The organism is Adlercreutzia muris (assembly GCF_008831045.1).
GTDB lineage: Bacteria > Actinomycetota > Coriobacteriia > Coriobacteriales > Eggerthellaceae > Adlercreutzia > Adlercreutzia muris.
Map to the genome: position 1 here is coordinate 59,297 of NZ_WAJS01000012.1, position 24,649 is coordinate 83,945.

20 protein-coding genes, 1 pseudogene and 1 riboswitch are annotated in these 24,649 nt (G+C 64.2%); of the genes and pseudogenes, 11 read left to right on the forward strand and 10 right to left on the reverse strand.

Annotation, left to right across the window (positions count from 1 at the left end; all coding sequences use genetic code 11):
- Window positions 1–103: 103 nt before the first annotated feature.
- Window positions 104–1,591 carry a S10 family peptidase gene (locus tag F8D48_RS04980; RefSeq protein ID WP_205717325.1) on the reverse strand — a complete coding sequence of 496 codons (1,488 nt, stop codon included), beginning with the start codon at window positions 1,589–1,591 and terminating at the stop codon, window positions 104–106.
- Window positions 1,592–1,892: 301 nt separating this feature from the next.
- Between F8D48_RS04980 and F8D48_RS04985 the strand changes: the two genes are divergently transcribed.
- Entirely contained in the window at window positions 1,893–3,407 is a 1,515-nt protein-coding gene (locus tag F8D48_RS04985) for an APC family permease (RefSeq protein ID WP_151430182.1), read from the forward strand.
- A gap of 699 nt (window positions 3,408–4,106) precedes the next feature.
- Here F8D48_RS04985 and F8D48_RS04990 read toward each other — a convergent pair.
- Window positions 4,107–4,901, reverse strand: a complete 795-nt coding sequence (locus tag F8D48_RS04990) for a ZIP family metal transporter (RefSeq protein ID WP_240806235.1) — start codon at window positions 4,899–4,901, stop codon at window positions 4,107–4,109.
- Between the two features lie 229 nt (window positions 4,902–5,130).
- Window positions 5,131–6,255: pseudogene (locus F8D48_RS04995) on the reverse strand (FAD-dependent oxidoreductase); the annotation flags it as partial.
- A gap of 65 nt (window positions 6,256–6,320) precedes the next feature.
- Here F8D48_RS04995 and F8D48_RS05000 point away from each other — a divergent pair.
- Together F8D48_RS05000 and F8D48_RS05005 are read left to right on the forward strand one after the other, a co-directional pair.
- Window positions 6,321–6,971, forward strand: coding sequence for a phosphatase PAP2 family protein (locus tag F8D48_RS05000; protein ID WP_151430184.1), 651 nt, complete (start codon window positions 6,321–6,323; stop codon window positions 6,969–6,971).
- Between the two features lie 23 nt (window positions 6,972–6,994).
- Window positions 6,995–7,219, forward strand: a complete 225-nt coding sequence (locus F8D48_RS05005) for a 4Fe-4S binding protein (protein WP_151430185.1) — start codon at window positions 6,995–6,997, stop codon at window positions 7,217–7,219.
- Window positions 7,220–7,229: 10 nt separating this feature from the next.
- On the opposite strand, the gene F8D48_RS05010 is transcribed toward F8D48_RS05005, so the two are convergent.
- The 3 genes from F8D48_RS05010 to F8D48_RS05020 form a co-directional block, all read right to left on the reverse strand.
- Window positions 7,230–8,273, reverse strand: a complete 1,044-nt coding sequence (locus tag F8D48_RS05010; protein WP_151430186.1) for a deoxyguanosinetriphosphate triphosphohydrolase — start codon at window positions 8,271–8,273, stop codon at window positions 7,230–7,232.
- Between the two features lie 108 nt (window positions 8,274–8,381).
- Window positions 8,382–9,560, reverse strand: a complete 1,179-nt coding sequence (locus F8D48_RS05015) for a phosphoribosylaminoimidazolecarboxamide formyltransferase (protein WP_151430187.1) — start codon at window positions 9,558–9,560, stop codon at window positions 8,382–8,384.
- Between the two features lie 204 nt (window positions 9,561–9,764).
- Window positions 9,765–10,400 carry an IMP cyclohydrolase gene (locus tag F8D48_RS05020; RefSeq protein WP_151430188.1) on the reverse strand — a complete coding sequence of 212 codons (636 nt, stop codon included), beginning with the start codon at window positions 10,398–10,400 and terminating at the stop codon, window positions 9,765–9,767.
- A 126-nt stretch (window positions 10,401–10,526) separates the two neighbouring features.
- A riboswitch (ZMP/ZTP riboswitch) is annotated at window positions 10,527–10,609 on the reverse strand.
- A gap of 646 nt (window positions 10,610–11,255) precedes the next feature.
- Between F8D48_RS05020 and F8D48_RS05025 the strand changes: the two genes are divergently transcribed.
- From F8D48_RS05025 to F8D48_RS05040, 4 genes are all read left to right on the forward strand, one after another.
- The gene (locus tag F8D48_RS05025; RefSeq protein WP_151430189.1) at window positions 11,256–11,906 is read left to right on the forward strand and encodes a putative ABC transporter permease; all 651 of its coding nucleotides are present in this window, start codon (window positions 11,256–11,258) and stop codon (window positions 11,904–11,906) included.
- A 259-nt stretch (window positions 11,907–12,165) separates the two neighbouring features.
- Window positions 12,166–14,124 (forward strand): fructose-bisphosphatase class III, encoded by a 1,959-nt coding sequence (locus F8D48_RS05030; RefSeq protein WP_151430190.1) that lies wholly within the window; start codon window positions 12,166–12,168, stop codon window positions 14,122–14,124.
- A 314-nt stretch (window positions 14,125–14,438) separates the two neighbouring features.
- Entirely contained in the window at window positions 14,439–15,014 is a 576-nt protein-coding gene (locus F8D48_RS05035; RefSeq protein ID WP_151430191.1) for a hypothetical protein, read from the forward strand.
- 229 nt (window positions 15,015–15,243) lie between these two features.
- Entirely contained in the window at window positions 15,244–16,785 is a 1,542-nt protein-coding gene (locus tag F8D48_RS05040) for an APC family permease (protein WP_170272732.1), read from the forward strand.
- Between the two features lie 79 nt (window positions 16,786–16,864).
- Here the strand turns inward: F8D48_RS05040 and F8D48_RS05045 are convergent, their stop codons facing one another.
- Window positions 16,865–17,392 (reverse strand): adenine phosphoribosyltransferase, encoded by a 528-nt coding sequence (locus F8D48_RS05045; RefSeq protein ID WP_151430193.1) that lies wholly within the window; start codon window positions 17,390–17,392, stop codon window positions 16,865–16,867.
- A 129-nt stretch (window positions 17,393–17,521) separates the two neighbouring features.
- Complete coding sequence (locus tag F8D48_RS05050) at window positions 17,522–17,833, reverse strand: rhodanese-like domain-containing protein (RefSeq protein WP_205717327.1); 312 nt, start codon at window positions 17,831–17,833, stop codon at window positions 17,522–17,524.
- Window positions 17,834–17,955: 122 nt separating this feature from the next.
- On the opposite strand from F8D48_RS05050, the gene F8D48_RS05055 reads away from it, so the two are divergent.
- The 3 genes from F8D48_RS05055 to F8D48_RS05065 all read left to right on the forward strand — a co-directional run bounded on the left by F8D48_RS05055 (window position 17,956) and on the right by F8D48_RS05065 (window position 20,714).
- Entirely contained in the window at window positions 17,956–18,309 is a 354-nt protein-coding gene (locus F8D48_RS05055) for a GIY-YIG nuclease family protein (protein ID WP_151430195.1), read from the forward strand.
- Window positions 18,310–18,465: 156 nt separating this feature from the next.
- Window positions 18,466–20,175 (forward strand): bifunctional aspartate transaminase/aspartate 4-decarboxylase, encoded by a 1,710-nt coding sequence (locus tag F8D48_RS05060; RefSeq protein WP_151430196.1) that lies wholly within the window; start codon window positions 18,466–18,468, stop codon window positions 20,173–20,175.
- 239 nt (window positions 20,176–20,414) lie between these two features.
- Window positions 20,415–20,714 (forward strand): DUF2442 domain-containing protein, encoded by a 300-nt coding sequence (locus tag F8D48_RS05065; RefSeq protein ID WP_151430197.1) that lies wholly within the window; start codon window positions 20,415–20,417, stop codon window positions 20,712–20,714.
- A 167-nt stretch (window positions 20,715–20,881) separates the two neighbouring features.
- Here the strand turns inward: F8D48_RS05065 and F8D48_RS05075 are convergent, their stop codons facing one another.
- Entirely contained in the window at window positions 20,882–21,598 is a 717-nt protein-coding gene (locus F8D48_RS05075) for a response regulator transcription factor (RefSeq protein ID WP_151430198.1), read from the reverse strand.
- Between the two features lie 3 nt (window positions 21,599–21,601).
- Window positions 21,602–23,278 (reverse strand): ATP-binding protein, encoded by a 1,677-nt coding sequence (locus F8D48_RS05080; RefSeq protein ID WP_151430200.1) that lies wholly within the window; start codon window positions 23,276–23,278, stop codon window positions 21,602–21,604.
- Between the two features lie 219 nt (window positions 23,279–23,497).
- Here F8D48_RS05080 and F8D48_RS05085 point away from each other — a divergent pair.
- On the forward strand, window positions 23,498–24,649 hold a 1,152-nt coding region (locus tag F8D48_RS05085; RefSeq protein WP_151430202.1), incomplete at its 3' end, for a molybdopterin-dependent oxidoreductase.

A 24,649-nucleotide genomic window follows, 5' to 3' on the forward strand; every position in this document is an offset into this window, starting at 1 on the left:
CCGTCGACCTCTTTGCCGGTCGGCGGCCCTTCTCAGGCAGCTACTCGCAGGCGCAGCCCCGAGTCCGGGACGGTGCACAGCGCGAAGACGCCGCGCCAGCCCCTTAGGCCTCGTGGCGCTTCGCGTAGAAGGCCTCCAGCTCGGGAATCATCTTCTCCAACGTGGGCAGGTCCTCGTAGGCCATGTGCCCGTTCTCGTGCACCTTGTACTCGATGCGGTCCGTGATGGAGGCGGGCATGAACATCTTGGAAATGGAGTGCTTCACGTTCCAGAACGGCGTGGCCGCATCGTGGATGCCGCCGAAGAACAGCACTCGGCAGAACGGGTTACGGCGCAGGGCGGTGCCCATGTCGTAGGCGGTGTTCGGGCACACGGGGCTGCCCATGGTGCCGGGGGCCTGGTGGGTCCAGTTCCATTCCTCGTTCACCTTCATGGACAACAGCATGTTGATGGACGAGCCCTTAAAGCCAGTTTCTTGCACGAGCTTCATCCACGCGGACTGGTCGGGGGTCATGATGGCGTCGCCCGAGGGATCCTCACCGGCGAAGAACTCGTTGTCACCCTGGACGTCCATGTAGGCCGGCTCGGTGAAGCGGGTGTCATACCGGCCGCAGAACAGGCCCTCATCGGCCATGATGTTCTTGCGGAAGGTGTCCAGTTCGATGCGCAGATGGCGCTTCTCGATGAACTCCGCGGGCAGGCCGATCAGCTCGCTCATCTCGACGGCCAGCTCGTGCTCCTCGGCCGGGGTGATGGAATCGCTCGCAATGAGGGCGCGGCCGTACTTCTCGTCCACGAACTTCCACGCCTTGTCAAACCACGCGAACTGGTCCACGCCGGCGCCGGCCTTCCCGAAGTAGTTGGCCGTAGCGGCGTACACCGGCAGCATGCCCATGTAGTACAGGTCGTTGCCGGCCAGGGTGGGCGCGTAGTCCAAGATGGAGGACTGCTCGATGACGCCCGTGAGCGCAATGCCGCGCTCGCCGAGGACGCGCATGAGCACCGAGTTGCGCATGGTGCCGTAGGACTCGCCATAGAGGTACAGCGGGGTATTCCAGCGCTCGTGGGCAGTGAGCCATTGGGCGATGCCGCGCATGAAGGCATCCGCGTCGCCGTCGACGCCCCAAACCTTCTTCGGGTCGTAGTCCTTGGCCACCTGGGAGTAGCCGGTGCCCATGGCGTCCAGGTACACCAGGTCGGTGGTGGGCAGCAGCGAATAGGGGTTATCCTCGGGTGCCGTGGGACAGGGCAGCTGCCTCAAGCTGTTGATGGGCACGCGGCGCGGGCCGAGGCCGCCGATGTTCACCATGGCCGACGAGCCGCCCGGGCCGCCGTTCCAGCAGAAGGTGACGGGGCGGTCGGTCTTGTCCTTCTCGTCGCTGACGTAGGACAGGGCGAACATGTGCCCAATGAGCTCGCCGTCGTCGGTGTGCAACGGCAGCAGCTCGGCGGTGGTGGTGTACTTGACGGTCTGCTTGCCGTTTGTCCAGGTCATCGCCTTGCTGGCCGGCTCGGGCACCGGCTGGGCGGGCGCGGCGCCCTTCGCGCCGTCGTTCATGGTCACGGTAAAGGACGGAGTTGTCTCTGCCATGGTGGGCTCCTTAGTCGCGTGGAATTTCCCCGCGCGAACGCGCACGGGGTGTAAGAAGGAGCCTACGCGCTCGCGCGCAGGCCGGCGCGGCGCGACGGCTCCTTGTCACGGAACATGGGGGGAGCCGTAGTCTGGCCGTGAACTAAGAGGCGCTGCGGTTAAACCTGAGTTCGTTTCTTTACTTTATTACAGTAGAGTACTATAGTATGGGGCGCATTGACGGACCGTCGGTGCCACGTTGCCGGGGCGCCCGTCGCACGCCCCGGCAACGCGCTTCGCCCGCTCGCGAGAGGAGCCTGCCATGAGCGCACCTTACGACGACAACAATCCTGCCGCCACGCCCCCTACTCTGCGCCGCCAATTCGGTCTGCGCGAGGCCGTCACCATCACCGTGGGCACCGTCATCGGGGTGGGCCTGTTCACCACCGGCGGCAACATCGTCGGCCTCATGGGCCCATCGGTCATCATTGCCACCCTGGTGGCGATGCTCGTCTCCATCTACCCGGCGCTACTGTACGCGGAAATGGGCGCGGCCCTCCCCTATGCCGGCGGTACCTACCAGTACGCGGGCCTGGGACTCGGCCGACCCTTGGGCATGCTCGCCGGCTGGAACTTCATCATCTCGCTCGTGGCCGTGACCGGCGGCGAGTCGCTGGCCTTCGCCTACTATTTCAAGACCGTCTTTCTTGCCATCGGCATCGAGCTGCCCGTCCCCGACGTAGTGCTGGCCTGCATCGCGCTCGTGCTGTTCATCGTCACCAACGTGCGCGGCGTGCAGATCACCGGTCGCTTGCAGAACGGCTTCATGTTCTTCTTCTGGGGCGTGGCCGTCATCTGGTTCCTCACCATGATCCCCGAGGTGAGCCTGCCCACCTTTGTGACCGCGCCGACCTTCTTAGGCTCCATGGACGCATTCGGGTTCATCGCCGCCGTGGCCATGATCTGGTGGTGCTTCGCCGGCTTCGAGACCTGCTGCGGCATGGGCGAGGAAATTCGCTACCCCTCTATCAACATCCCCCGGGCCTTGAAGCTCGCGCCCTTCATCATCTTCGCCGTGAACGGGGCCTTCCAGTGGTTCCTCGTGGGCATCACGCCGGTAGAGGCCATCCCCGGCCTGGCCGAGGCGGCCGCGCCCTACGCCGAGGCCATGATGTCGGCGGGCATTCTAGGGCTGCCGCTGCTGCTTCTGGCCCTGGGCGTGGCCTTCGGCGGCGACTTCTCCACCCTGAACGCTTCCATCGCCGTCCCGCCGCGCTACCTGTTCACCATGGCCCGCGACGGCGCCATGCCCCGCGTGTTCGCGAAAGTGCACCCGCGCTTCCGCACGCCGTATGTGGCCATCATCGCCCTGGGAGCGCTGTCCATCCTGCTCGTGGCCACCTCCACCCTGGATTTCATCGCGTCGCTGTCGCTGTTCGCCGACTTGTTCTACTACATCATCGGCATCGCGGCGGCTTTGGGACTGCGCCGGCGCATGCCCGATCTCGCCCGACCCTTCCGCGTGCCGGGCGTGGCCGTGGGCGTGCCGGTGTCTATCGTCATCTACGCCGTCATGATGAGCCAGCTGGGCACCGAGCCTTTGGTGGTGGGCGCTGCCTGGTGCGTGATCGGGCTGGCGGTGTTCTTCATCTGCCAGAGCCGCTACGGCAAGCCCGAGCCGGTATCGGTGGCTGAGGCCCTGCCCGGCGCCGATGAGGTGCCCGGCGCCGAAGAGGCCGCGAAGATGGATCGCGAGTACCGCGCGTGGAAGATCGTGGTAACCGCTGCCTGTATCGTGGTGGCCCTGCTGTATGCGGTGCCGATGCTCGCGGGCTAGGGGCAGCGGCGCACGGTGGCGGGCCCCGGCTCCGAAGTGCTCGTGCGCGGCGGCAGCTCCGGCTCTGAAGTGCTCGTGCACGGTGGCAGCCCCCGGCCCCGAAGTGCTCGTGCGCGATGGCGGGGCTAGACGGCCGACGGAGGCCCGCATGTTTTCGAACGGCCCTCGGGCCCGCTCAAGCGCTCGTCCTCCGGGACGGGCGCTTTTCAGTGCGCCTGGTTTCTACGGCCCGCTCTTCTGCGCGGAAAAGGTCTGATTCTCTATTTCCTAAATTTGGCCACTAAACTCTGCAAGATAGACTCGGCCTAGTGAAAAACCGCTGAAACGGGGCCGCAATAGATCAAATATGGGCCTTTTCGACAAACCAGACATCTATTTCGCGAAGTTTGCTGCACAAAAAGCAGCATTACAGAAACAGCGGACGGGAGCCAGCTGCCGAATCTGAAGACGTACTTGGGTTTTCAGGTGAGATTTCCCGTCTGCCCGCGGAAACATCGACGGGAGCGGCGGCCTCCGAAAACGTAAGCCCCTACGAGTCCATGCGTGGAGCCGGCCCGTGCGATTTCCTTGCCCTCTCGCCGTCACGACATGGAGATACTCCAGCTGGGCCAGAGGATCGCGAGACTCCCCCCTTCCTAAGGCGACGAAATGCGCAGTAGCTGCTTTGTGCACTGAAGACCAGCGGCACCCGAGACTTCGCTACCCGAGGGCCACGTCCAAGACCATCATGAGCACGAAGCCGAGGGCCACGCCGATGGTGCCGATGTTGGTGTGGCGACCCTGCTGGGTCTGGGGGATGAGCTCCTCGGTGACCACGTACATCATGGCGCCGGCAGCGAAGGCCAGCACGTAGGGCAGAAGAGGAGTCACGAGCCCTGTGATGGCCAGCATGAGCATCGCGCCGGCTGGTTCCACCGCGCCGCACAGGGTGCCCGCCGCAAAGGCGCGGGGCCGCGAGAGGCCGTTGGTCGTCAGCGGCAGCGACACGATGGCGCCCTCGGGCACGTTCTGGATGGCGATGCCGACAGACAGCGCCACCACGGCCGACAGCGTAATGGTCGCGTCCCCCGCCAGAAAGCCCGCGAGCACCACGCCCACGGCCATGCCCTCGGGCAGGTTGTGGATGGCCAGGGCCGCCATCATCATCGCCGGCTTCTTCAACGTAGAAGCCGGGCCCTCCGGTTCGTCGGAGCCCACGTGCAAATGCGGCGTGAAGTGGTCGATAGCCAAAAGCAGGAGCATGCCGCCGAGAAAGCCCACGGCCGCGGGCAGCCATGCGGGCACCGGACCTCCCTCGGACGCCTCGAGGGCGGGGGTGATGAGGCTCCACACGCTGGCGGCGATCATCACGCCGGCCGCGAAGCCCAGAAGTGCCTTCGTGAACCGTTCGGACATGCCGTGGCGCATGAGGAACACGAGCGCCGCGCCCAGAGTGTTCCCCAGAAACGGCACCACCAAGGCCACGAGTACGCCGATCAGAGCGGGGTTTTCCACCGCGCACCTTCCTTTCCCAAAAACGAGCCTCGCAAGCGGGCCGCCACCCGCCCGAAACGAAACGGGGCGCCCGAACGGGGGGCGCGCTTACCGGTGGGGCTGTCCCGCGTTCCTGAACATGGGGCAGCCCCACCGGGTAAGCGCGTCCCACTATAGCGCATAGGCCAAAGCGGGGCGTCCCGAGAAGGGCGCCCCGCCAACTTAGTTACCGATCTTTTACCGAGAACGCCTACTTCGCGTAGCTCGCGGCGTTCTTGCCGGCGATGCGGCCGAAGGTGTAGATATCGGTCATAGAGCAGGAGCCGAGGCGGTTCGTGCCCATCTTGTGGCCGGCCACCTCGCCAGCGGCGTACAGGCCGGGAATGACCTGCGCGTCCACAGTGAGCACCTCGGCCTTAGGCGTGATGTGCAGGCCGCCCATGGCGTAGTGCACGGCGGGCTTGCAGGCCATGAGGTAGTAGGGGCCCTCCTCGATAGTGTTCATCTCGACGCTGTAGCCGAAGTCGGGGTCCTTGCCGTCGGCGCAGTACCGGTTCCACGCATCCACGGTCTTCTTCAGCTCCTCAGCATCCACGCCCTGGGCCTGGGCCACCTCGTCGAGCGTGTCGGCCTTCACGATGACGCCGCGGCGGTCGAGTTCCTGCACGAAGCGGTCGCCCTCCTTGTTCACGAGGACGCCGTAGTTCTCCAGGCGCACGTCGCCCACGTACAGAAGCGCGCCAGTCTCGGGGTCGCACACCGGGTAGGTCTGGATGTACTCCATATCGATGGTGCCGGCGCCGATCTTCTCGGCCATGACGATGCCGTCGCCCTGGGCGGCCACCGAGTCGGTGGAGAGGATCTTGTCGTCCATCTCGAAGTTGTACTTCACGCGCATATCGACGTTCGAGCCGAAGCCGCCGGTGGCGAGCACCACGGCCTTGCACTTCACCTCGGCCTCCTCGCCGGTGACGGGGTTTTTCACTTTCACGCCGACGACCTTACCGGTGCTGTCGGTAACGAGCTCGGTGGCCTGGGTGTTGTCGATGAGCGTGATGGCGTCGATGGCCTTCGCGCGGTCGGTCAGCTTCGTGGTCATCTCGGAGCCAGAATGGGTGATGGGGATGATAGAGCGCTTGATGTTATGGCCGCCGAACTGCATGAGGTCGTGCTTCCAGGAAATGCCACCGTCGTTAGCGGACACCTCCACGGTGAACGTGCCGTGCTTGCCCATCCCCTCGCCGATGGACGTGGTCGCCATCCCGGCCGAGGCGCCCCCGGCCGCGTCGGCCTTGCGTTTCTCCTGCGCCTCCTCATGGGACATCGGCGCGCAGCCGGCTAGAGCCAGCGTGCCGCCCAATGCGGCGATGGCGCCGCCCGCACCGGGAGTTGCCCTCGGGGGCGCTCTCGGGTAGGCTGTAGGGGAACGAAGGGAGACCCGTGAACGAACTGGCCATACTGAATGCCATGCAAGCGTGGCACAACCCCGTGCTCGATCCGCTTGTGGCGGTCTTCACCAGCACGAGCAACCACGGCGAGCTGTGGATTCTCCTCGGCCTCGTGCTGCTGTGCTTCCGCCGCACCCGCAAGGCCGGCGCAGGCGTGCTCGTGGCCGTGGCGCTCGGCGCGGTGATGACGAACCTCACCATCAAGCCCCTGCTCATGCGGCCGCGCCCCTGCGACGTGAACGCCGCCGTGGCCATGATCGTGCCGCGGCCGAGCGGCTCGTCGTTCCCCTCGGGCCACACCACGGCCGCTTTCGCCGCTGCGGCAGCCCTCTGGTTCGCGCGCAGGCCCACCGCGCCCGCAGGACTCGTCGTCGGCGTCACCGTGGCCGCCGTGCTCATGGGGCTTTCGCGCATGTACTGCTACGTGCACTACCCCACCGACGTGCTCGCCGGCGCCATCGTGGGCACCCTGGCCGGCCTTGCCGCCGCTCGCCTGATGGATGCGCTCTGGAAGCAGCGCGCCAAACCCAGCATTCCCCGCGGACCTGCCGGCTCCGACTACCCTGCCGGCACCGACAGCCCCGACGGCCCCAACAACCCCGACGACGGCCGCGGCCCGGGCGCTCCCGAAATACGGCCCTAACCACCGCAGGAATCGGAGCCGCCATGCGCCAGACCTACTACGCCATCGACAAGCGCCTCTGCTGCCGCTGCGGAGCCTGCCAGCGCATCTGCCCCCACGGCGCCCTCGCCACCGCCGCTAACGGGGTGCCCTCCATCGACCAGGAGCGCTGCCGGCACTGCGGCATGTGCTTCCGCGCCTGCCGCTTCGGCGCCGTGGGCCGCCCCTACGAGCTCTGCCGCCTGAAAGACGGCCGCTCGCACCGATAGCCGCCCATCCCTAGTACGACAGCGCGTGGGGAATGAACAGGCGCTGATAGGTGCTTGTGGCGAAGCGGTCGGTCATGCCGGCGATGTAGTCGGTCACCGCGCGCAAATCGTCGCCGTCGGAGATGGCGCGGTAATCGGCCGGCACCTCATCGATGTGCGCGGCGTAGTAGTCGAACAGATCGGCGATGAGATGCGTCGCCTTCTCCACCTCGGCCATCACGGGAGGGGCGGTGTACACGTTGGCGAACAGGAAGGCCCGCAGCTCCATCATGGCGTCCCACACCGCCGGGCTCATGCGAATGTCGCCCCCGGCAGCCGACGTTTCCACCATGTCGCGCACGAGCGTCTCGATGCGGGCCGAGTGGTCGGCGCCGAGCACGCGGTGAGTCGCCTCGGGCAGGTCGGCCTCGCGCAGGATGCCCGCGCGGATGGCATCGTCGATGTCGTGGTTCACGTAGGCGATGCGGTCGGCCGTGGCCACGATGCGCCCCTCCAAGGTCTCGGCGCGCAAGTTCCCCGTGTGGTTCAGGATGCCGTCGCGCACTTCCGCGGTGAGGTTCAGTCCCGCGCCGCCGTTCTCGATGCGCTCCACCACCCGTACCGACTGCTCGTTGTGGCGGTACAGACGCGCCGCCTGCGGGCTTGCCGGGTCGATGCCCCTATGGCGTGCGAGCGCCCCGGCAAGGGCCGCCTCGCCCGTGTGTCCAAAGGGGGTGTGGCCCAAGTCGTGACCGAGGGAGATGGCCTCGGTGAGGTCCTCGTTCAACCCGAGTGCCCGCGTGATGGTGCGCGCGATCTGCGCCACTTCCAAGGTGTGGGTGAGCCGCGTGCGGAAGTGGTCGCCCTCCGAGGCGAGGAACACCTGGGTCTTGTGGGAGAGCCGCCGAAACGACTTCGAGTGCAGAATCTTGTCGCGGTCGCGCTGGTAATCGGTACGCAACGCATCGGGCGCCGTCGAGCGGTCGCGTCCCTCCGACTCGGCGGCCAGCGCCGCATCTTCCGCCAACATCGCGCGCTCGCGCTGCTCCTGATCTTCCCGGCCTATTACCCGCATACCGACCTCCCTTCCCGCCGACTGGGCGGACACTCCGCCTGCTGGCAGTGTAGCAAAAGAAATGACCTCCCCGAAGGAAGGTCATTAACCCGTCGAATCGCTTTAATCCTAGTGGTGGAACAGGCGCATACCGGTGAAGGCCATGGCGATGCCGTACTTGTTCGCCACCTCGATGACATTGTCGTCGCGAATGGAGCCGCCAGGCTCGGCGATATATTCCACGCCGGACTTACGGGCGCGCTCCACGTTGTCGCCGAAGGGGAAGAAGGCGTCCGACCCCACGGTCACGCCGCTCATCTCGGCGATCCAGGCCTTCTTCTCCTCGCGGGTGAGCGGTTCGGGACGCTTGGTGAACACGCGCTGCCACTCGCCATCGGCCAGCACGTCCTCCCACTCGTCGGAGATGTACACGTCGATGGCGTTGTCGCGGTCGGGGCGGCGGATGCCCTCCACAAACGGCAGCCCCAGCACGCGCGGGTGCTGGCGCAGCCACCAGTTGTCGGCCTTGTTGCCCGCCAGGCGCGTGCAGTGGATGCGACTCTGCTGGCCGGCGCCCACGCCGATGGCCTGGCCGTCCTTCACATAGCACACAGAGTTGGACTGGGTGTACTTCAGCGTAATGAGGGCCACGATCATGTCGATCTTGGCCGCCTCGGGAATCTCCTTGTTCTCGGTCACCACGTTCTCCAGCAGCGCCTCGTTGATCTCGAAGTTGTTGTGGCCCTGCTCGAAGGTGATGCCGAACACGTCCTTCAGCTCCGTCTCGGCCGGCACGTAGGCGGGATCGATCTGCACCACGTTGAAGGAGCCCTTGCGCTTGGTCTTCAGAATCTCGAGCGCCTCGTCGGTATAGCCCGGCGCGATGATGCCGTCGGACACCTCCTTCGCCAGGTAACGGGCCACGTCGGCGTCGCACACATCGGACAGCGCGGCCCAGTCGCCGTAGGAGCACAAACGATCGGCTCCGCGGGCGCGGATGTAGGCGCAGGCGATGGGCGACAGCTCGCCCTCCTCTTCCACGAAGTACATGGCGCGGTCGGTGTCGGTCAGCGGATGGCCCACCGCAGCACCGGCCGGCGACACATGCTTGAAGGACGCCGCGGCAGGCAGCCCCGTGGCCTCCTTCAGCTCACGCACGAGCTGCCAGGAATTGAAGGCGTCGAGGAAGTTGATGTAGCCGGGCTTGCCGTTCAGCACCTGAATGGGCAGGTCGCTGCCGTCCTTCATATAGATGCGCGAGGGCTTCTGGTTCGGATTGCAACCGTACTTCAGTTCCAGTTCGTTCATGATTCTCCTTCGTTGTCGTAAGTCATCGGGGTCGGGCCGCGGGGTAATGCTCAGTCGCTCAAACAGTCCTTGCTCGGCGAAACAGTCCACTGGACTGTTTCGTTCGCTGCGGAACTCGCTTGGTGAGCACCACCCCGCGCCCCTCTGCGCTCAATTCCAGTCGGTCGGGCGAGGAGCAGGGGTGTTCCTCGCCCGACTACCTGGCTAGTCCCCGAGATTCTTGTTGTAGAGGGTGACCTCGCCGTTCACGTTGGCGTACAGACTCACCTTGTTCTCGTCGTTGAGCGCGCCCCACAGCTCGTCGGCGGTGGGCAGCGCAACGGGAATGGGCTCGCCGGCGAAAGTGGGCAGCGGGTTGCCGTCGCCCTGGTAGGTGCTGATGAAGTAGCCGCAGCCCTCGTCGACGCCCTCGTAGGTGAAGAACTCGCGAATGCAGCGGTCGTCGGCCCCGTGCTTCAGGATGGACAGCTCGAAGGTGCCGTCGGGGTTCACGATGGCCGAGATGCGCGGGGTGAAGTTCGGCGCATCGGGCTCATATTCGCGGGCCATGCAGCCGGCGCGGAAGTCGCCCGCCTCCACGATAGTGTCGGTCTGGTCGCCGTTGGTCACCACGAGCGCCTCGCCCATGGTGCGCACCGGATGGTAGATGATAAGGCTCGGATCCTCCAAAAGCGCTGGGTCGTGGGCCTCGGTGCGGATGCCGTCGGGCTCGATGGCGAAGATGCGGTTGCGGCTGTTAAGGCTTCGGCCCATGATGAAGTAGTACACGGTGTCCTTCCCCACCACGATGCCGCGGCCCGGGTAGGGGTTGTTCTTCAGCAGTTCGACGAGATCTTGCACGGACTTCCCTTTCTCTCTGACCTGACCGCAAGCGCACGGCCCCTGCAACGGCCCGCATTCCCCTGCGGCACTTCCCCGCATTCCGCCCATGAAAAAGGGCAAACCAACGCCACGCGAATGCGCAGGTCGGCTTGCCCAGACGGTCGGCGGAAATCGCGCGCTGCTCCCCCGTGGTCTTCCACGCTTGCCCGTCAGTCACGGCGCGCTTAGCTTCGTTTCGCAGGGTACCACGATTTGACGGATCCCGCGACCGAAAACACCCCGTGCGCCCAAACCCGCGGATTTTGTGCAGGAAACGCCGCGAGATAGATGTCGCTTTTCGACGCTACGAGAAATCGTGAAGCGACGTGGAAGAAAACGCCTGGTCAGCATCTTTCGCATTAAGCGGAAACCTGCGCACCGGGCCTCTTGCCCCCTCCGCATGTCTACTTCGCGGAGTTTACTGCGCAGAAAGTGCGATTTCAGAAACACAGCTCCGCTCACACCCGTCTCGCCCGCGGCGCCGTGCTCGGTCTCGCGACCCGTCTCGCCCGCAGCCTCGCGCCCGGTCTTCCCACCTCATCCACGGCGCTGCATCCGGTCTCGCCCGCGGCGCCGCGTCTGATCTCGTGCCCGTCTCATCCACGGCGCTGCATTCGGTCTCGCCCGCAGCGCCGCGCCCGGCCGCACACCCGATTCCGCACCCGATCCCTCACTCGGTCTCGCGACCAGCCGCTAGCGCATGGCGCTGCATGTCCCCTCGCCGCATTCGGCAACGGGCGGGCAACGGTGAGTCAAAAGCTGAGAGATGCCACCGCCGATGGACGGCAGTCGGGAGTACCCTAGAGCCAACGGACGTCCGAGCGAGGAAGCATCATGGCATTCCCGAACATGAGAAAACTGACCGAGCACGATGAGATCGGCTACTTTGCGCCCCGCACCTGGGAGTTCTGGCGCGTTCTCATCGTGTGCTTCTGCCTGTGCTGCATCCTGGGCCATTGGCTGGAAATGCCCTACTGCTGGTTGATGGACCAATGCTTTGGCATCGTAGCCGACGACTACGCCGTGTGGACCGACCCGTGGTACCACCCTTACTGGGTCTACGGCTTCGGCGCCGTGTTCATGACCTTGCTCATCGAACCCTTGAAGGAGCGGCTGATCCTGCATCGCAAGACGCTTTGGGGCGCGTTCCTGGAATCCCTCGTTCTGGCCATCGTCATCGCCATGGTGCTGGAACTAGTCATGGGCTGGCTCATCAACCAACCCGACCCGGCCACCGGCGAGTACCCCTTCTGGGACAACTCCCAACTGCCGGGCAACGTGTTCGGCCAGGCCTGGCTCGTGAACGACTTCTTCATCGGCCTGGCCACCATGATCTACGTCTGGATCATCTTCCCGCTCGTCTGCGAGGGTTTCTCGCTCTTGAACCCCAAAGCCGCCAACGTCGTCTTTGCCCTCATCATTATCGGCTTCATTGCCTGCGTCACCGCCTCCTACCTGGAGCTGCGCCTCTGGGAAAAGTATTAGAGTTCCCTCCTCGGAGCCGTGCGCCGCCACCGCCACCGCCCCCCCCACATCACCATAAGCCACCATCCCCCGGCACCGGAGAACGCGAGCCGGCGGCTCTCCCATGGGAGCACCTTCGCGAGAGTGCTCCGCGCCCTCCCGTTGCGCGAACGGGAAGCCCGCTCCGTCTCCGCAGTTTCTGCGGGGAGGGACGGCGGTCGAGCGGGGTCGGATACAATGGGGTCACGGAATCTCTGCGGTCCAACAAGGAGGATGATCTATGGACGCGCTTGAAACGACTTACCTAGAAGCTCTCTCAGAGCTGTACCCGACGGCCAGCGAGGCAGCCGAAGCGGCGGCGATGCTGGAAGGGGTGCTGGCCCTGCCCCGGGGCACGGAGCTGTTCGCTTCGGACATCCACGGCGAGTACAACGCCTTCTCCCACCTGCTGCGCAACGGATCGGGCGCCGTGCGCACCCTCATCGCCGACACTTTCGGCGCTGGGCTGACCGCCGGGGAAGCCGCCGAGCTGGCCGCCGTAGTGGCCTATCCGGAAGAGAAGGCCCTCGGGGTTCTCGGCCGTGCCGCCAGCGACGAGGCCGCCGATGCCTGGCTCGCCGCTACCCTGAGCCGACTGGCGGCCCTGGCCCATGCTGCCGCCAGCCGCCACGGCCTGGCCGAGGTGGACGCCCTCATTCCCGCCGACTTCGGCGCCGTGGCCGCTGCGCTTTTGGCCGCCCAGGGCGTGACCGCCAAGGCCGGCACCGCCGCGGCCCTCATCGAGGCCGCCATCGAGGGCGGCTACGGCGTCAACCTGGCCATCACCCTGGCCGAGCTGACCCGGCACCTCGTGGTGGACCAGCTGCACCTCATCGGCGACGTATACGACCGCGGCCCGGCGCCCCACCTCATCATGGACGAACTTTTGGACTACCCCGCCGTGGACGTGCAGTGGGGCAACCACGACATCCTGTGGATGGGCGCGGCCGCCGGCAGCCCCGGCAGCGTGGCCAACGTGGTGCGCATCTGCGCCCGCTACGGCAACCTGTCCATCCTGGAGGACGCCTACGGCATCAACCTGCGCCCCCTGGCCAGCTTCGCCGCCAAGGCCTACGCCGACGACCCCTGCGTCGCCTTCGCCCTCAAGGGTAACCCCGGCCTCTCGGCCGCCGAGACCGCGCTGACCGAGAAGATCCAGAAGGCCATGGCCGTCATCCAGTTCAAGGTGGAGGCGGCCCTCATCGCCGCAAACCCCTCCTTCGGCCTGGACGACCGCAACCTGCTGCATCGCATTGACCGCGAGCGCGGCACCGTGGTAGTGGACGGCGTGGAATACACACTGACCGACACCGCCTTCCCCACGGTGGACTGGAACGACCCCTACCGCCTGACCGAGGGAGAGGCGGCCGTCATCGAGCAGCTCTGCGCCGCCTTCACCCGTTGCGAGCGCCTCCAGCGCCACATGGCCTTCTTCCTCGACCACGGCAGCCTGTACAAGATCGAGAACGGCAACCTGCTGCTGCACGCCTGCGTGCCCCTGGCTCCCGACGGGTCGCTGCTGGAAGTCACCCTGTTCGGCGAAACCTACCGGGGACGGGCCCTCTACGACATGGTGGACGCCTCGGTGCGCGCGGCCTTCCTCGCCGCCGACGAGGAGGAACGCGAGCGCGGCCTGGCCATGCTGTGGTACCTGTGGCTCGGCCCCGGCTCGCCCCTGTTCGCCAAGAGCAAGATGGCCACCTTCGAGCTGTACCTCATCGCCGACAAGGCCGCCCGCAAGGAGGTGAAGAACCCCTTCTACACGCTGCTGGACGACCCCGCGGTGGTAGACGGCATCTTCCGCGACTTCGGCATGGATCCGGCTACCTCGCGCATCATCTGCGGACACGTGCCGGTGAAGGCGAAAGACGGCGAGGACCCGGTGAAGGCCGCGGGGCGCGTGCTCACCATCGACGGCGGCTTCTCGAGCGCCTATCAGAAGACCACGGGTCTGGCCGGCTACACCCTGGTATCGAACGCCGAGGGCCTGTTCCTGGACGCGAACGAGCCGCTGACCTCGCGCGAGGCGGCCATTCAGGAGAATGCCGACATCATTGGCGCGCGCCGCGTGCTCGAGCGCTACGACGCCCCGCGCACCGTGGCCGACACCGACGAGGGTGCGGCCATCCGCCAGCGCATCGGCGACCTGCGCCGTCTCCAGGCGGCCTACGAGGCCGGCCTCATCCCCGAGGACGAGTAGGCAGGGAAGGCCGGACGGACCTGGCGACCGCCATCGCCGGGGTCACCGGGCCGCCTGCGGCACCGCTCGCCCCCGGCGATCTGGCGTCGCGGCCCAGCACAATCCCCGATCCTTTTTGCGGCCCCGTCGACGCCGGCGGGGCCGTTCTTTTTCCCGAATCGGTCCGAAATTCCGAAAATGGGACTATTGCGACTATTTCTTTCGTCGCCGCGCTGCGCTATGGTAGAAACATCAGAGAAACACGCCGAGCACCCCGCCCGCCCGCCGGGCGCCGTCGCCCTGCGGTCGCGAGCCCTCGCCCCCGGGAGGACACCATGAGCTACAACGACATCTTCAATCGCCCCTATTTCGTCGTACCGCCGGAGTGCGCCCAGGTGCAACTCCTGTTCGACCGCGTGGGCAATCGCGTGTCCGCGGCCGCCTGGACCGGCGAGGACCCCTCCACCGGCGAGCTCAGCTTCAGTCTCGCCGTCTACTTCGGCACCCTTGTCCTGCACCCGGATAACCCTTCTGTCACCGAAATGGCCGTGCGCCGGGCCCTCGGTTTTCCCGCCGACAGCACCCTGCGCCTCGATTACGCCTGCACCGCCGACGAGCTGTACCTGCTGCGGGCCGGCCAACCCGGCGGCGACCCCTTCCCCTTCGGCGCTTTCGCCCCCGAGGCGCTGGCCGAGGCCGAGGGCCTCATTGGGGCCTTCCTCGCCCTGGACTTCCGCAGCATCCTGCTTGGCCGTCGCATCGAGGACATCGACGTGGACTACCTCTTCGCCGGCGAAGATCTCTTCTACGAGGGCTTCCTCGGCAACGATGGGCTGCCCCTCAAGCGCGAGAAGCTCGCCGACGGCGATGCCTGCATCATTAACGACACCATGTTCGTCACCATTCCCTAGGAAAAAACCGTCCGCGCCCTCGCCATCGCCGCCCAACGGGAACCGTCCGCGGCGGCGCATGCCATCCGCGCTCTTGGCTTCCTGTCAGCCGTTGCCTCGGCTCCGCTGGCCCCAACCGCCGCGTCTCATCCGCTTGCCGCCCCCGCGGCCCTGCGCCCACGGGCCCGCGGGGAATGAACTACACTGCAATCCGCATCTATTGCCGAACCTTCAAGGGGGTGGTTCGCGCTTGGCCGCCAACAACTCGCTTCCTGCCGGAGAACAGGATCTCTTCCCGCCGACCCCGCCTGCCGGGTCCATCGGCAATCTGCGGAAGACCAATATCAGCGCCATCGGCATCGCCTTCATGCTGTTCTGTCTGGTGTCGGCCGGCGCCTTCGGCATCGAGGAGATCATCCCCGCCGCCGGTCCGGGCCTCACCCTCATCATCCTCATGGTGCTGCCCTTCGTGTGGGCGCGCCCCATCAGCCGACTGGTGGCCGAGGCCAATGCCATCCTGCCCCGGGAGGGCGGCATCTACGCCTGGGCCAAGGAGACCTTCGGCGAGTTCTGGGGCTTCCAGGCCGGCTGGTGGACCTCCATGGACACCTACATTTCCTCGGGCGCCTACATCGCCATGGTGGGCGGCTACACCTCCCAGCTGCTGTCCCTCGATGCCGAGGGCACCTTCGTGGTGAAGCTGCTCGTGGTGGGCTGCTTCACCGTGGTCAACCTCGTGGGGCTCATCGAGGTGGAGCGCATCAGCACCTTCTTCTCGGTGCTCATCCTCATCGTGTTCGGCATGGCCGTGGTCTTCGGCCTCATCAACTGGCAGACCAACCCCTTCGACCCCATCTTCGCCACCCCCGAGGCCCCCATGGGGTGTTTGGTGGAATCCCTCAGCATCGGCATCTGGATGTACTGCGGCTACGAGTGCATCGCCGCCATGTCCGGAGAATACGAGGACTCCCGCAACGTGGCCAAGGGCTTCCGCATCGCCCTGCCGCTCATTGCCCTGTCCTACATCCTGCCCACCTTGGCCTGCCTGGCCGCCTACCCGGCCGGCTCGTGGACGCAATGGGGCATCGACGGCGGCTTCTCGGCCGACGTGCTCGGCTACGGCACCATCTTCTCCATGGTGCTCGGCCACTCCGGCGTGGTGCTGTTCCTCGTCATCGCCATCATGAGCCAGTGCACCATCTACAACACCTACCTGGCCAGCGGCTCCCGCAGCTTCTGGGTGCTGTCGGAGGACAACCTGTTCCCCAAATTCATCCGCAAGGTGGACAAGGCCGGCCGCAGCCCCTACGTGGGCGTGCTCACCATCGCCGCCTCGTCGCTTGTCTTCTCGCAGTTCGACTTCACCACCATCATCGAGATGAACATCATCTTCATCTTGGCCCGCTACATGTTCCTCGGCTTCATCGTGATGCGCCTGCGCAAGATGTACCCAGTGGAAAGCCGTCCGGCCGACATGTACGTCATCGGCGGCGGGAAGATGGGCGTGCGCCTGTACTCGGCTTTGGCCTTCGGTATCGCTACCTTCACCCTGTGCCTGAACCCCGTGGCGAACTTCTTCGCCACCGTGGCGTTCCTCGCCTCGGGCGTGGTGGCTTACATCATCTTCAAGAAGATCTACGGCGGCCTGGCGAAGGAGAACCCCTCGGCGCACCCGATCGACCCGAAAACCGGTCTCGCGGTGGGCGACACCCGCCGCATCGGCCTGTTCGCGCTCATCATCGTAGGACTGCTCGCCCTCAACGTGCTGATGAACCTGTTATTTTTGGGATAGGAAGAGCGGCTCTCTCGCTCTTCCTATCATCTGCCAGACGCTGCGCCGTAGCTACCTCCGGAGGCCGCACCCTAGCTGTCTAATCAACGGCAACGAGCGAGAATACCTCGGCGTCGGTCTCGGCGGCGATAACGGCGCGAGGGTCGAGGAAGGCGAGCTCCACGACAAACCCGAAGCCGACGAGGCGGGCGCCGCTTGCGCGAACGAGACGCACCATGGCCGTCGTGGTGCCGCCCGTGGCCACCAGATCGTCCACAATGAGCACCACGTCGTCGGGCGTCAGCGCATCGGCGTGAATCTCCAGCGCATCGGTGCCGTACTCCAGCACATAGGACTCGCGCAACGTCGTACGCGGGAGCTTACCCGGCTTGCGGCAGGGCACGAACCCGGCCCCCAGGCGCAGCGCCACGGCCGCGCCCACGATGAACCCGCGGGCCTCGGCGCCCACCACCTTGGTAATGACGCGATCGGCGAAATGGGCCGCCAGATCGTCTACCATGGCGGCGAAGGCGTCGGCGGCGGCGAAGGCCGGCGTGAGGTCTTTGAACACGACCCCGGGCTTCGGATAGTTCGGAATGTCGACGATTAGTTCCTCATAGGGGCGCATGGGGCATCCTTTCTCGCACCGCCTATTTTCGCTGAGACACACTCGCCTGGCGAGGTTGCGGCCAACTTCGAAGCTTCGCTGTAACCGTCGCGGTCCTCTCCTGTGGGGGCCGTAAGCCGAGCGATGGCCCTAGCGTTCTACGTCTCCGCGCCAGCTGCCGATGCCGCCGATGTTGCGCGCGTCGGTGTAGCCCATCTGCTTGAGGGCGCCGACCGCCTGCTGGCTGCGCGCCCCGCTCATGCAGTACACGAACAGCGGCGTGCTCTTGTCGGGCACCTCGCTCACGATGGCGCTGATCTGCTGCAGCGGCACGTTCGCCGCACCGGGAATATGGCCGCCAGCGTATTCCCCCGGCGTGCGCACGTCGATCAGCCGCGCGCCCGGCGTCGCGCGGAACTCCTCCACGCCGGCGTTGATATCGGCCGGTTTCAGAAAATCCATCAGTCCCACCGCTGCATCCTCCTTGTGAAGTTATTTTTGCTTGCTGCCGCTTATGATGCTCTGCATTCTCGCCTATTCGCGCGCACTCTCGATCACTAAATTTCAACGGACAGGAGGCATCGATGAACAACCAGCGCAAACGCGAACTGAAAGAAGCGTATCGCACCAGTCGGCCGCCTATGGGCGTGCTGTCGTTTCGCTGCGTGCCTACGGGAGAGAGCTTCCTTCTGGCATCGCGCAACATCCCCGGCGACACCAACGGCATCACGTTCAAGTTGAACTCGGATTACCATCCCAACCGGTATCTGCTGGAGCTTTGGCGGCGCTACGGTGAGGAGAACTTCCAGGTGGAAGTGCTGGAAGAGCTCGATTACCGCGACGAGTCGGATAATCCCGCCGACTACAAGGAGGAATTGGAGCAGCTGCGCGATTTATGCCTCGAGCGCGACGAGAGCGCCTCGCTTCTGTGGAAGTAACCGACTGCGTGCGGCTGAACGAGCGGCTGCGCGCAAGGTAAACAGCGGTGCCAAAACGAACCTTCGAGGTTCTCACTTTCCTTACAGGTGGCGGCGCGCGAGGAACATCGGCGTTCGCGCGCGGCACAATGGGGCTACCACGAGAAAGGACGCCCCATGAGCACTGCCACCCCTTCGACTTCCCACGGTGCCGGCACCGCTGCCACCGACTCCCCCGCCGCCATCGAGGCCGGCATCAAGGCCAACGACGATCGCTCCTTCGAGGAATCGCTCGGCGCCATGTCGCCCTTCGAGGTGAAGAACCTTCTGGTGAAGATGGCTAAGAAGGGCGATGAAGGCACCACGCGCACCCTGCTGAACGCCGGGCGCGGCAACCCGAACTGGATAACCACCCTGCCCCGCGAGGCCTTCTTCCTGCTGGGCGCCTTTGCCATGGAAGAGGCGCGCCGCACCATGGACGAGCCGGACTTCGACCTGGCGGGCATGCCCGCCGCCGAGGGCGCCGCCGCGCGTTTCCTCGCCTTCCTTGACGAGCACGGGCGCGAGAAGCCGGCGCAATTCCTCAAGCGCGCCTGGGATTACCTGGACGCTGAGGGCCTGGCCGGCGACGAACTCGTGCACGAGTGGACCGGCGGCATCGTCGGAGACGAGTACCCCATGCCCGATCGCATCCTGCGCTACACCCAAGAGATCGTCAACCGCTACCTGGTGAAGGCCATGGACGACAGCCGCGCGCCCGCGACCCCTTACGATCTGTTCGCCACCGAGGGCGGTACGGCGGCCATGTGCTATCTGTTCTACAGCCTGAAGTGCAACTTCCTCGTGAATCCCGGCGACCGCATCGCGCTCATGACCCCCATCTTCACGCCGTACCTGAACATCCCCACGCTGAACGACTACGACCTGGACGTCACCTATATCCAGGCGAACACTATCGATGCGGATGGGCTGCACACCTGGCAGTACCCCGACAGCGAGCTGGAAAAGCTGCGCGACCCGTCCATCAAGCTGCTGTGCCTCGTGAACCCGTCGAACCCGCCGTCGGTAGCCTTGGACGATACCTCGCGGGCCAAGCTCGTCAGCCTCGTGAAGAACGAGCGGCCCGACCTCATCATCATCAGCGACGACGTCTACGGCACCTTCGTGCCCCACTACCGGTCGCTTCTGGCCGATTTGCCCTACAACACCGCCTGCGTGTACTCGTTCTCAAAGTACTTCGGCGCCACCGGCTGGCGTCTCGCTGTCATCGCCACCGCGCAAGATAACGTTTTCGACGACCTCATTGCGAAGCTGCCCGAGGACAAGAAGAAGGTGCTCGTCAGCCGCTACGCATGCCTGACCGACCATATCGAGAAGGTGAAGTTCACCGACCGCATGGTGGCCGACTCGCGCCTGGTGGCCTTGAACGGCACGGCGGGGCTCGGGACGCCCCAGCAGGTGATGATGTCGCTGTTCGCGCTGTACTGCCTGCTGGACGACCGCGACGTGTACCGCACGCGAATGCAGCAGCTCGTGCAGCATCGCCTGGGCCTTCTGTGGAAGAGCCTCGGCTGGACGCTTGAGCCCGACCCCGAGCGCGCCGGCTACTACTCGGTGATCGACCTGGGGATTTGGGCCACACGCTTGTACGGCGCCGACTTCTTCGCGTGGCTGAAGGAAAACTACGACTCGCTGGACATCGTGGTGCGGCTCGCCCAGGACACTGGCGTCGTGCTCGTGGACGGGCATGGCTTCGACGCGCCGGAATGGTCGGTGCGCGTGTCGCTGGCGAACCTTAATGCCGACGATTACATCGCCATCGGCCAGCGCCTCTCGGCCATGCTAGCCGACTACGCCGAAGTGTGGAAGGCGGAGATGAGCAGGTAGTAGCGATTGGTCCCTGGATTGGCCCCGCGCCTAATCCCCTGCGCCCAAGAACGACAATCAACCCCTTCGCGCCCAAGACTCGGATTTTGGTTGCAACAAATTCGGATTTTGGTAATTCCCAGCTCGGTTGAGATAGTGGTCGGAAGAGAGGTCGTGTTACCGAGCCTGGAATCTTGCCGTCGCGAAGAAGCCCTTCGACAAAATTGCGCCACTGGCGTAAGAAGCAGAGAGGTTTACCCATGTTTGTTTCCGATGGTTATGTATGCGCAAGCCAGCCTACCGCAACCCTCAAGGTCACGGACGCACGCGACGTTGGCAACCTCTGTATGCTCGTTACCTTCAATACAGGAGAGACGCGCCTTCTTGACGCCACCGAGCTCACTGAGTTCGAGGCGTTTGCGCCTTTGGGAAATCAGGAGACTTTCTCGTCGTTCTCCATCGACCACGGGGTGTTGCAATGGCTTGACGGGGAGATCGACATCGCGCCTGAGGGGCTCTACCTCCGCTCATTCAAGTATCCCGCCGAGTTGATCGCATAAACACAGCGCAGAGCCACTTCGCGCCGCCCAATCTCATTCAGTTTCGACTACGTATTGCACAGTGCGTTAGGGCATGATGTTGCGCAGGTAGCCGTAGCCCTCGGCTTCTAGCTTGTCAGCGGGAATGAAGCGGAGGGCGCTGCCGCTGATGCAGTAGCGCTGGCCGGTTATCGGGCGGAGCCAAAATCGGCGGCAAATTTGTAGCCAACGCCCCAAACCGTGAGCACGTAGGCCGGCTGGCTCGCCTTATCCTCGATCTTCTCGCGGATGCGGCGGATGAAGACTGTGATGGAATTACCGTCCACCACACAGTCCTCGTCCCACAAATGCTCGTAGATCTGCTCGCGGGTGAACGCCTGGCCCGCATGACTCGCCAGAAGGGCGAGGGTCTGGAACTCCTTGTTCGTCAGCTCAACAACCTCGCCCCTTTTGCGCACTTCGTGACCGGCCAGATCAATCTCCAAATCTCCCGCTCGGATCACGGGGAGCGCCTTCCGAGCGCGGGCCGCTGCCAAATCGCTCTTGTAGCGGCGCAGGTGCGCCTCAATGCGCATGAGCAGCTCCTCGTTGTCGAAGGGCTTCACCAAGTAGTCGTCAGCCCCGGCCTTGAACCCCATGCCCTTGTCGACGATGTCGCCTTTCGAAGACAGGAAGATCACCGGAATGCGCCGCCCCTGGTCACGCATTTCCTGACAGACCTCATAGCCGTTCATCTTCGGCATCATGATGTCGAGCAGCAGCAGATCGGGATGCTCCTCATCTAGCATCGCTAATCCCTGGCGACCATCGGTGGCTCCGCAGAACGCATAGCCCTCGTCGGTCACAATGTGGCGCAACGCCAGCTGCAAGCTTGGGTCGTCGTCGATGAGCATGATCTTGCACACGGGCTACTCCCCTTTCTCTACAGGCGGCTGCAGGTTCGCCGGTATGCGCACGGTAAATGTACTTCCCGCCCCTGGCTCGCTTTCCACAGCAATGGTGCCCCCATGCATCTCCACCAGCTCCTTGCACATGGCAAGCCCCAGACCGCTGCCGCCGTAGCTGCGGCTGATGGAACCGTCAGCCTGGGTGAACTTCTCGAAGATGCGCGCCGCATCGGCCGCGCTGATGCCGATGCCGGTATCGGTGATGCGGAATTCGATGGCGGACTGGGCAGCAAGACTCTGGCAGCGCACCGCGATGCGACCACCCGACTCGGTGAACTTGAGGGCGTTGCTGGTCAGATTCTCGAACACCCGGCGCAACTTCTCCCCGTCGGCGAACAAAAGTGGCATGTCGTCGGCGATATCCCATTCCAGGACAATGCCCTTGTCACTGGCCAAGGGCTCAATGGTGGCTTGAAGCGGCCCCAACACATCCACCAGATCGATCAGCTCCAGATTGAGCGTCTCCTTGCCAGCTTCAATGCGGGCCATCTGCAGAATGCTCTCGATGAGCGCAAGGAGCGAGCGGTTATTCGCTTCCAGCTCGGCCCACAACTGGGCGTCCTCGTCGCTTGGCTCGCCCTGGCGCTCCTTCAGAATGCGCGAGAAGGCCATAGAGGCCGCCAAGGGCGTTTTCAGTTCGTGACTCATCATGGCAAGGAAATCGCTTTTGTACTGGCTCTCGTCAGCCAAGCGGCCGTTGGCCTCTTCTAGCTTGGCCTGCTGAGCCGCCAGCTCCTCATTGGCCTCCGACAGCCGACTCGTACGCTCCTCCACCTTCATTTCCAGCGATTCGTGCGACTCCTGCAGCTCATCGGCCATGCTGTTGAACCCTCGGGTGAGCAGCTTCATCTCACGCGTGGTATCCTCGAGAACAAGACGAGTGTCCAGGTTCCCCTTCTCGAAGCGTTCCATACCCTTGCGCACCCGGTCGATGGGCCGTGTGACAAGGCGACTTAAGGCCAGCCAGATCACCGCCATGCACGCGAGGATCATAAGTGCCGAGAGCGCAATCGTCTGCATCATGCTCGTGCGACTCGCCTGCTGATAGGCATCTACGGGAATGGCGAGTGAGATGGCACCGTAGAGATCCCCCTCGTGCAGCCCTTCACGCGGATAGCCCGTCATGTCCAGCTCGCCGGCCGGCTCGCCATGGCAATCGAGGCAGGTCTCTTCCATGTTCATGCGACGCAGATAGCGAAAGTAGCTGTGTCCATCGATCTCGTCGTAGCCATAGTACTCGTTTGCCTGAGCATTTTGCGCGAAAGCGTTCAGACCCGATGCTTCGAACTCGTCGGGGTAGTCATAGTCGTTGCGCGGCGAAAGTGCCACATAGCTCGTGCCATAGTCCGTGACCCGCGAGAACAACGCACCGATGGATCGTCCGGCGATGGAGCACTGCAACCCCTTGAATTCGTAGTTGCCCGCCGAATCGTAGTTGATGAGGTCCTGATTGCGAGTCATAAACGTCCATACCGCATCCATGTTTGACGACAGTGCCCGCGCCTGGTCGAGCAACTCGCGCTCGGTGGACTGCTCGCTGGCATAGTGCTGCCATAACATGTTGGTTCCCAGCATCACCACGATAACCGACGCCAGAAGCACGATGAATTTGGCGCGAATCGTCTCGAAACGCCGCACGGCACTCCCTTTTGTCGCCCTTCTGTCAACAACGTATAGTTTATCATGGCAGATAAGGTTCCCGTGAGTGCACAGCGGTTTAGCGAGGGGGCAAGAAATAGGGTTTGAACAGGGAAGTAATAATTTGTTTAGATACCTGTTATAACTTATCAATACCCTTAGGCACCTTCCGTTCCTATACTCGCCGGCGTCGATGACCTTGAGGAGAAGGAGGAAACCGTGGCAAAGAACACCACGTCTGCACCGACGCTCAACCGACGCAGCTTCGTAGCTGCAGGCGTTGCCGCTAGCGCTTGCCTGGCGTCCGGATGCGCGCCCGAGGCAAAGGTGGACACTGGCAAGGAAGCGAGCTATGCGCAGCAAGGCGCCTACGAAGGCGGTCTCGCCAACACATCGCTCAACGACGGCGAGTGGAAGTTCATGGAATGTAACAAAGGTTGCGGGGGCGGATGCGTCAACATGGCCTTAGTCAAAGATGGCAAAGTGGTAAGAACCAAAACAGACTCTAGCCATGAGGACTCCTTAGAGCACCCTCAGTTTCGCGGATGCCTTCGTGGGAGGTGCGCTGCAGAACTCGATTTCGGTCCCGACAGGCTCACCTATCCTGTCAAGCGCAAGCACTGGAGTCCCGACGATCCGCATGGAGAGCTACGGGGCCAAGATGAGTGGGAGCGCATCAGTTGGGATGAAGCCCTCGATATCGTCGCCGACCAGTTGAAGAAGGTATACACCACTTACGGCCCGCGCGCAGTTTTCTATCCTTGGGATCAGCGCAATGACCGCACGCCCGTGCTTGATGCCTGCGGGGGCTATATCGCAAGCTGGGACACCCAGTCTTTCGGAAGCTATCTTATGGATCTCGCCCAACTGGGGCTTCCCGAAGTTGCTTACGGTGGCTTGGGGACGGTGAACGATCGCTTCGATATCATCGAAAATGCTCAGACGATCGTCTTGTACGCCCAAGATCCAGCATGGTCAGCCATTGCATTTGCGGCCTGGAATCTACGCGCCGCCAAGGACAAAGGTGCCCGTTTCGTTTGCGTCGGCCCTTTCTGCAACGCAAGCGCCAATGCGTTTGACGCAGATTGGGTTCCCGTCTTCCCGGGCACAGATACCGCATTTATGCTGGGTGTCATTTTCGAAATGCTGAGACTGGACGAGGAAGAAGGAGGAATCATCGACTGGGACTTCCTTCATAAGTATTGCATAGGCTTCGATGACGAGTCGATGCCACAAGACGCGACGTGTGAGTTACATGAATCCGGAGCGGTGCTCCCAGAGGGCCCCGGAGCCTGCCCTTGGAGGGCGCCGGCCGGGGCATTCGTCGACGGGAGCATCCTACCACACCTTCGAGAGGGCCTCGGCGCTGCG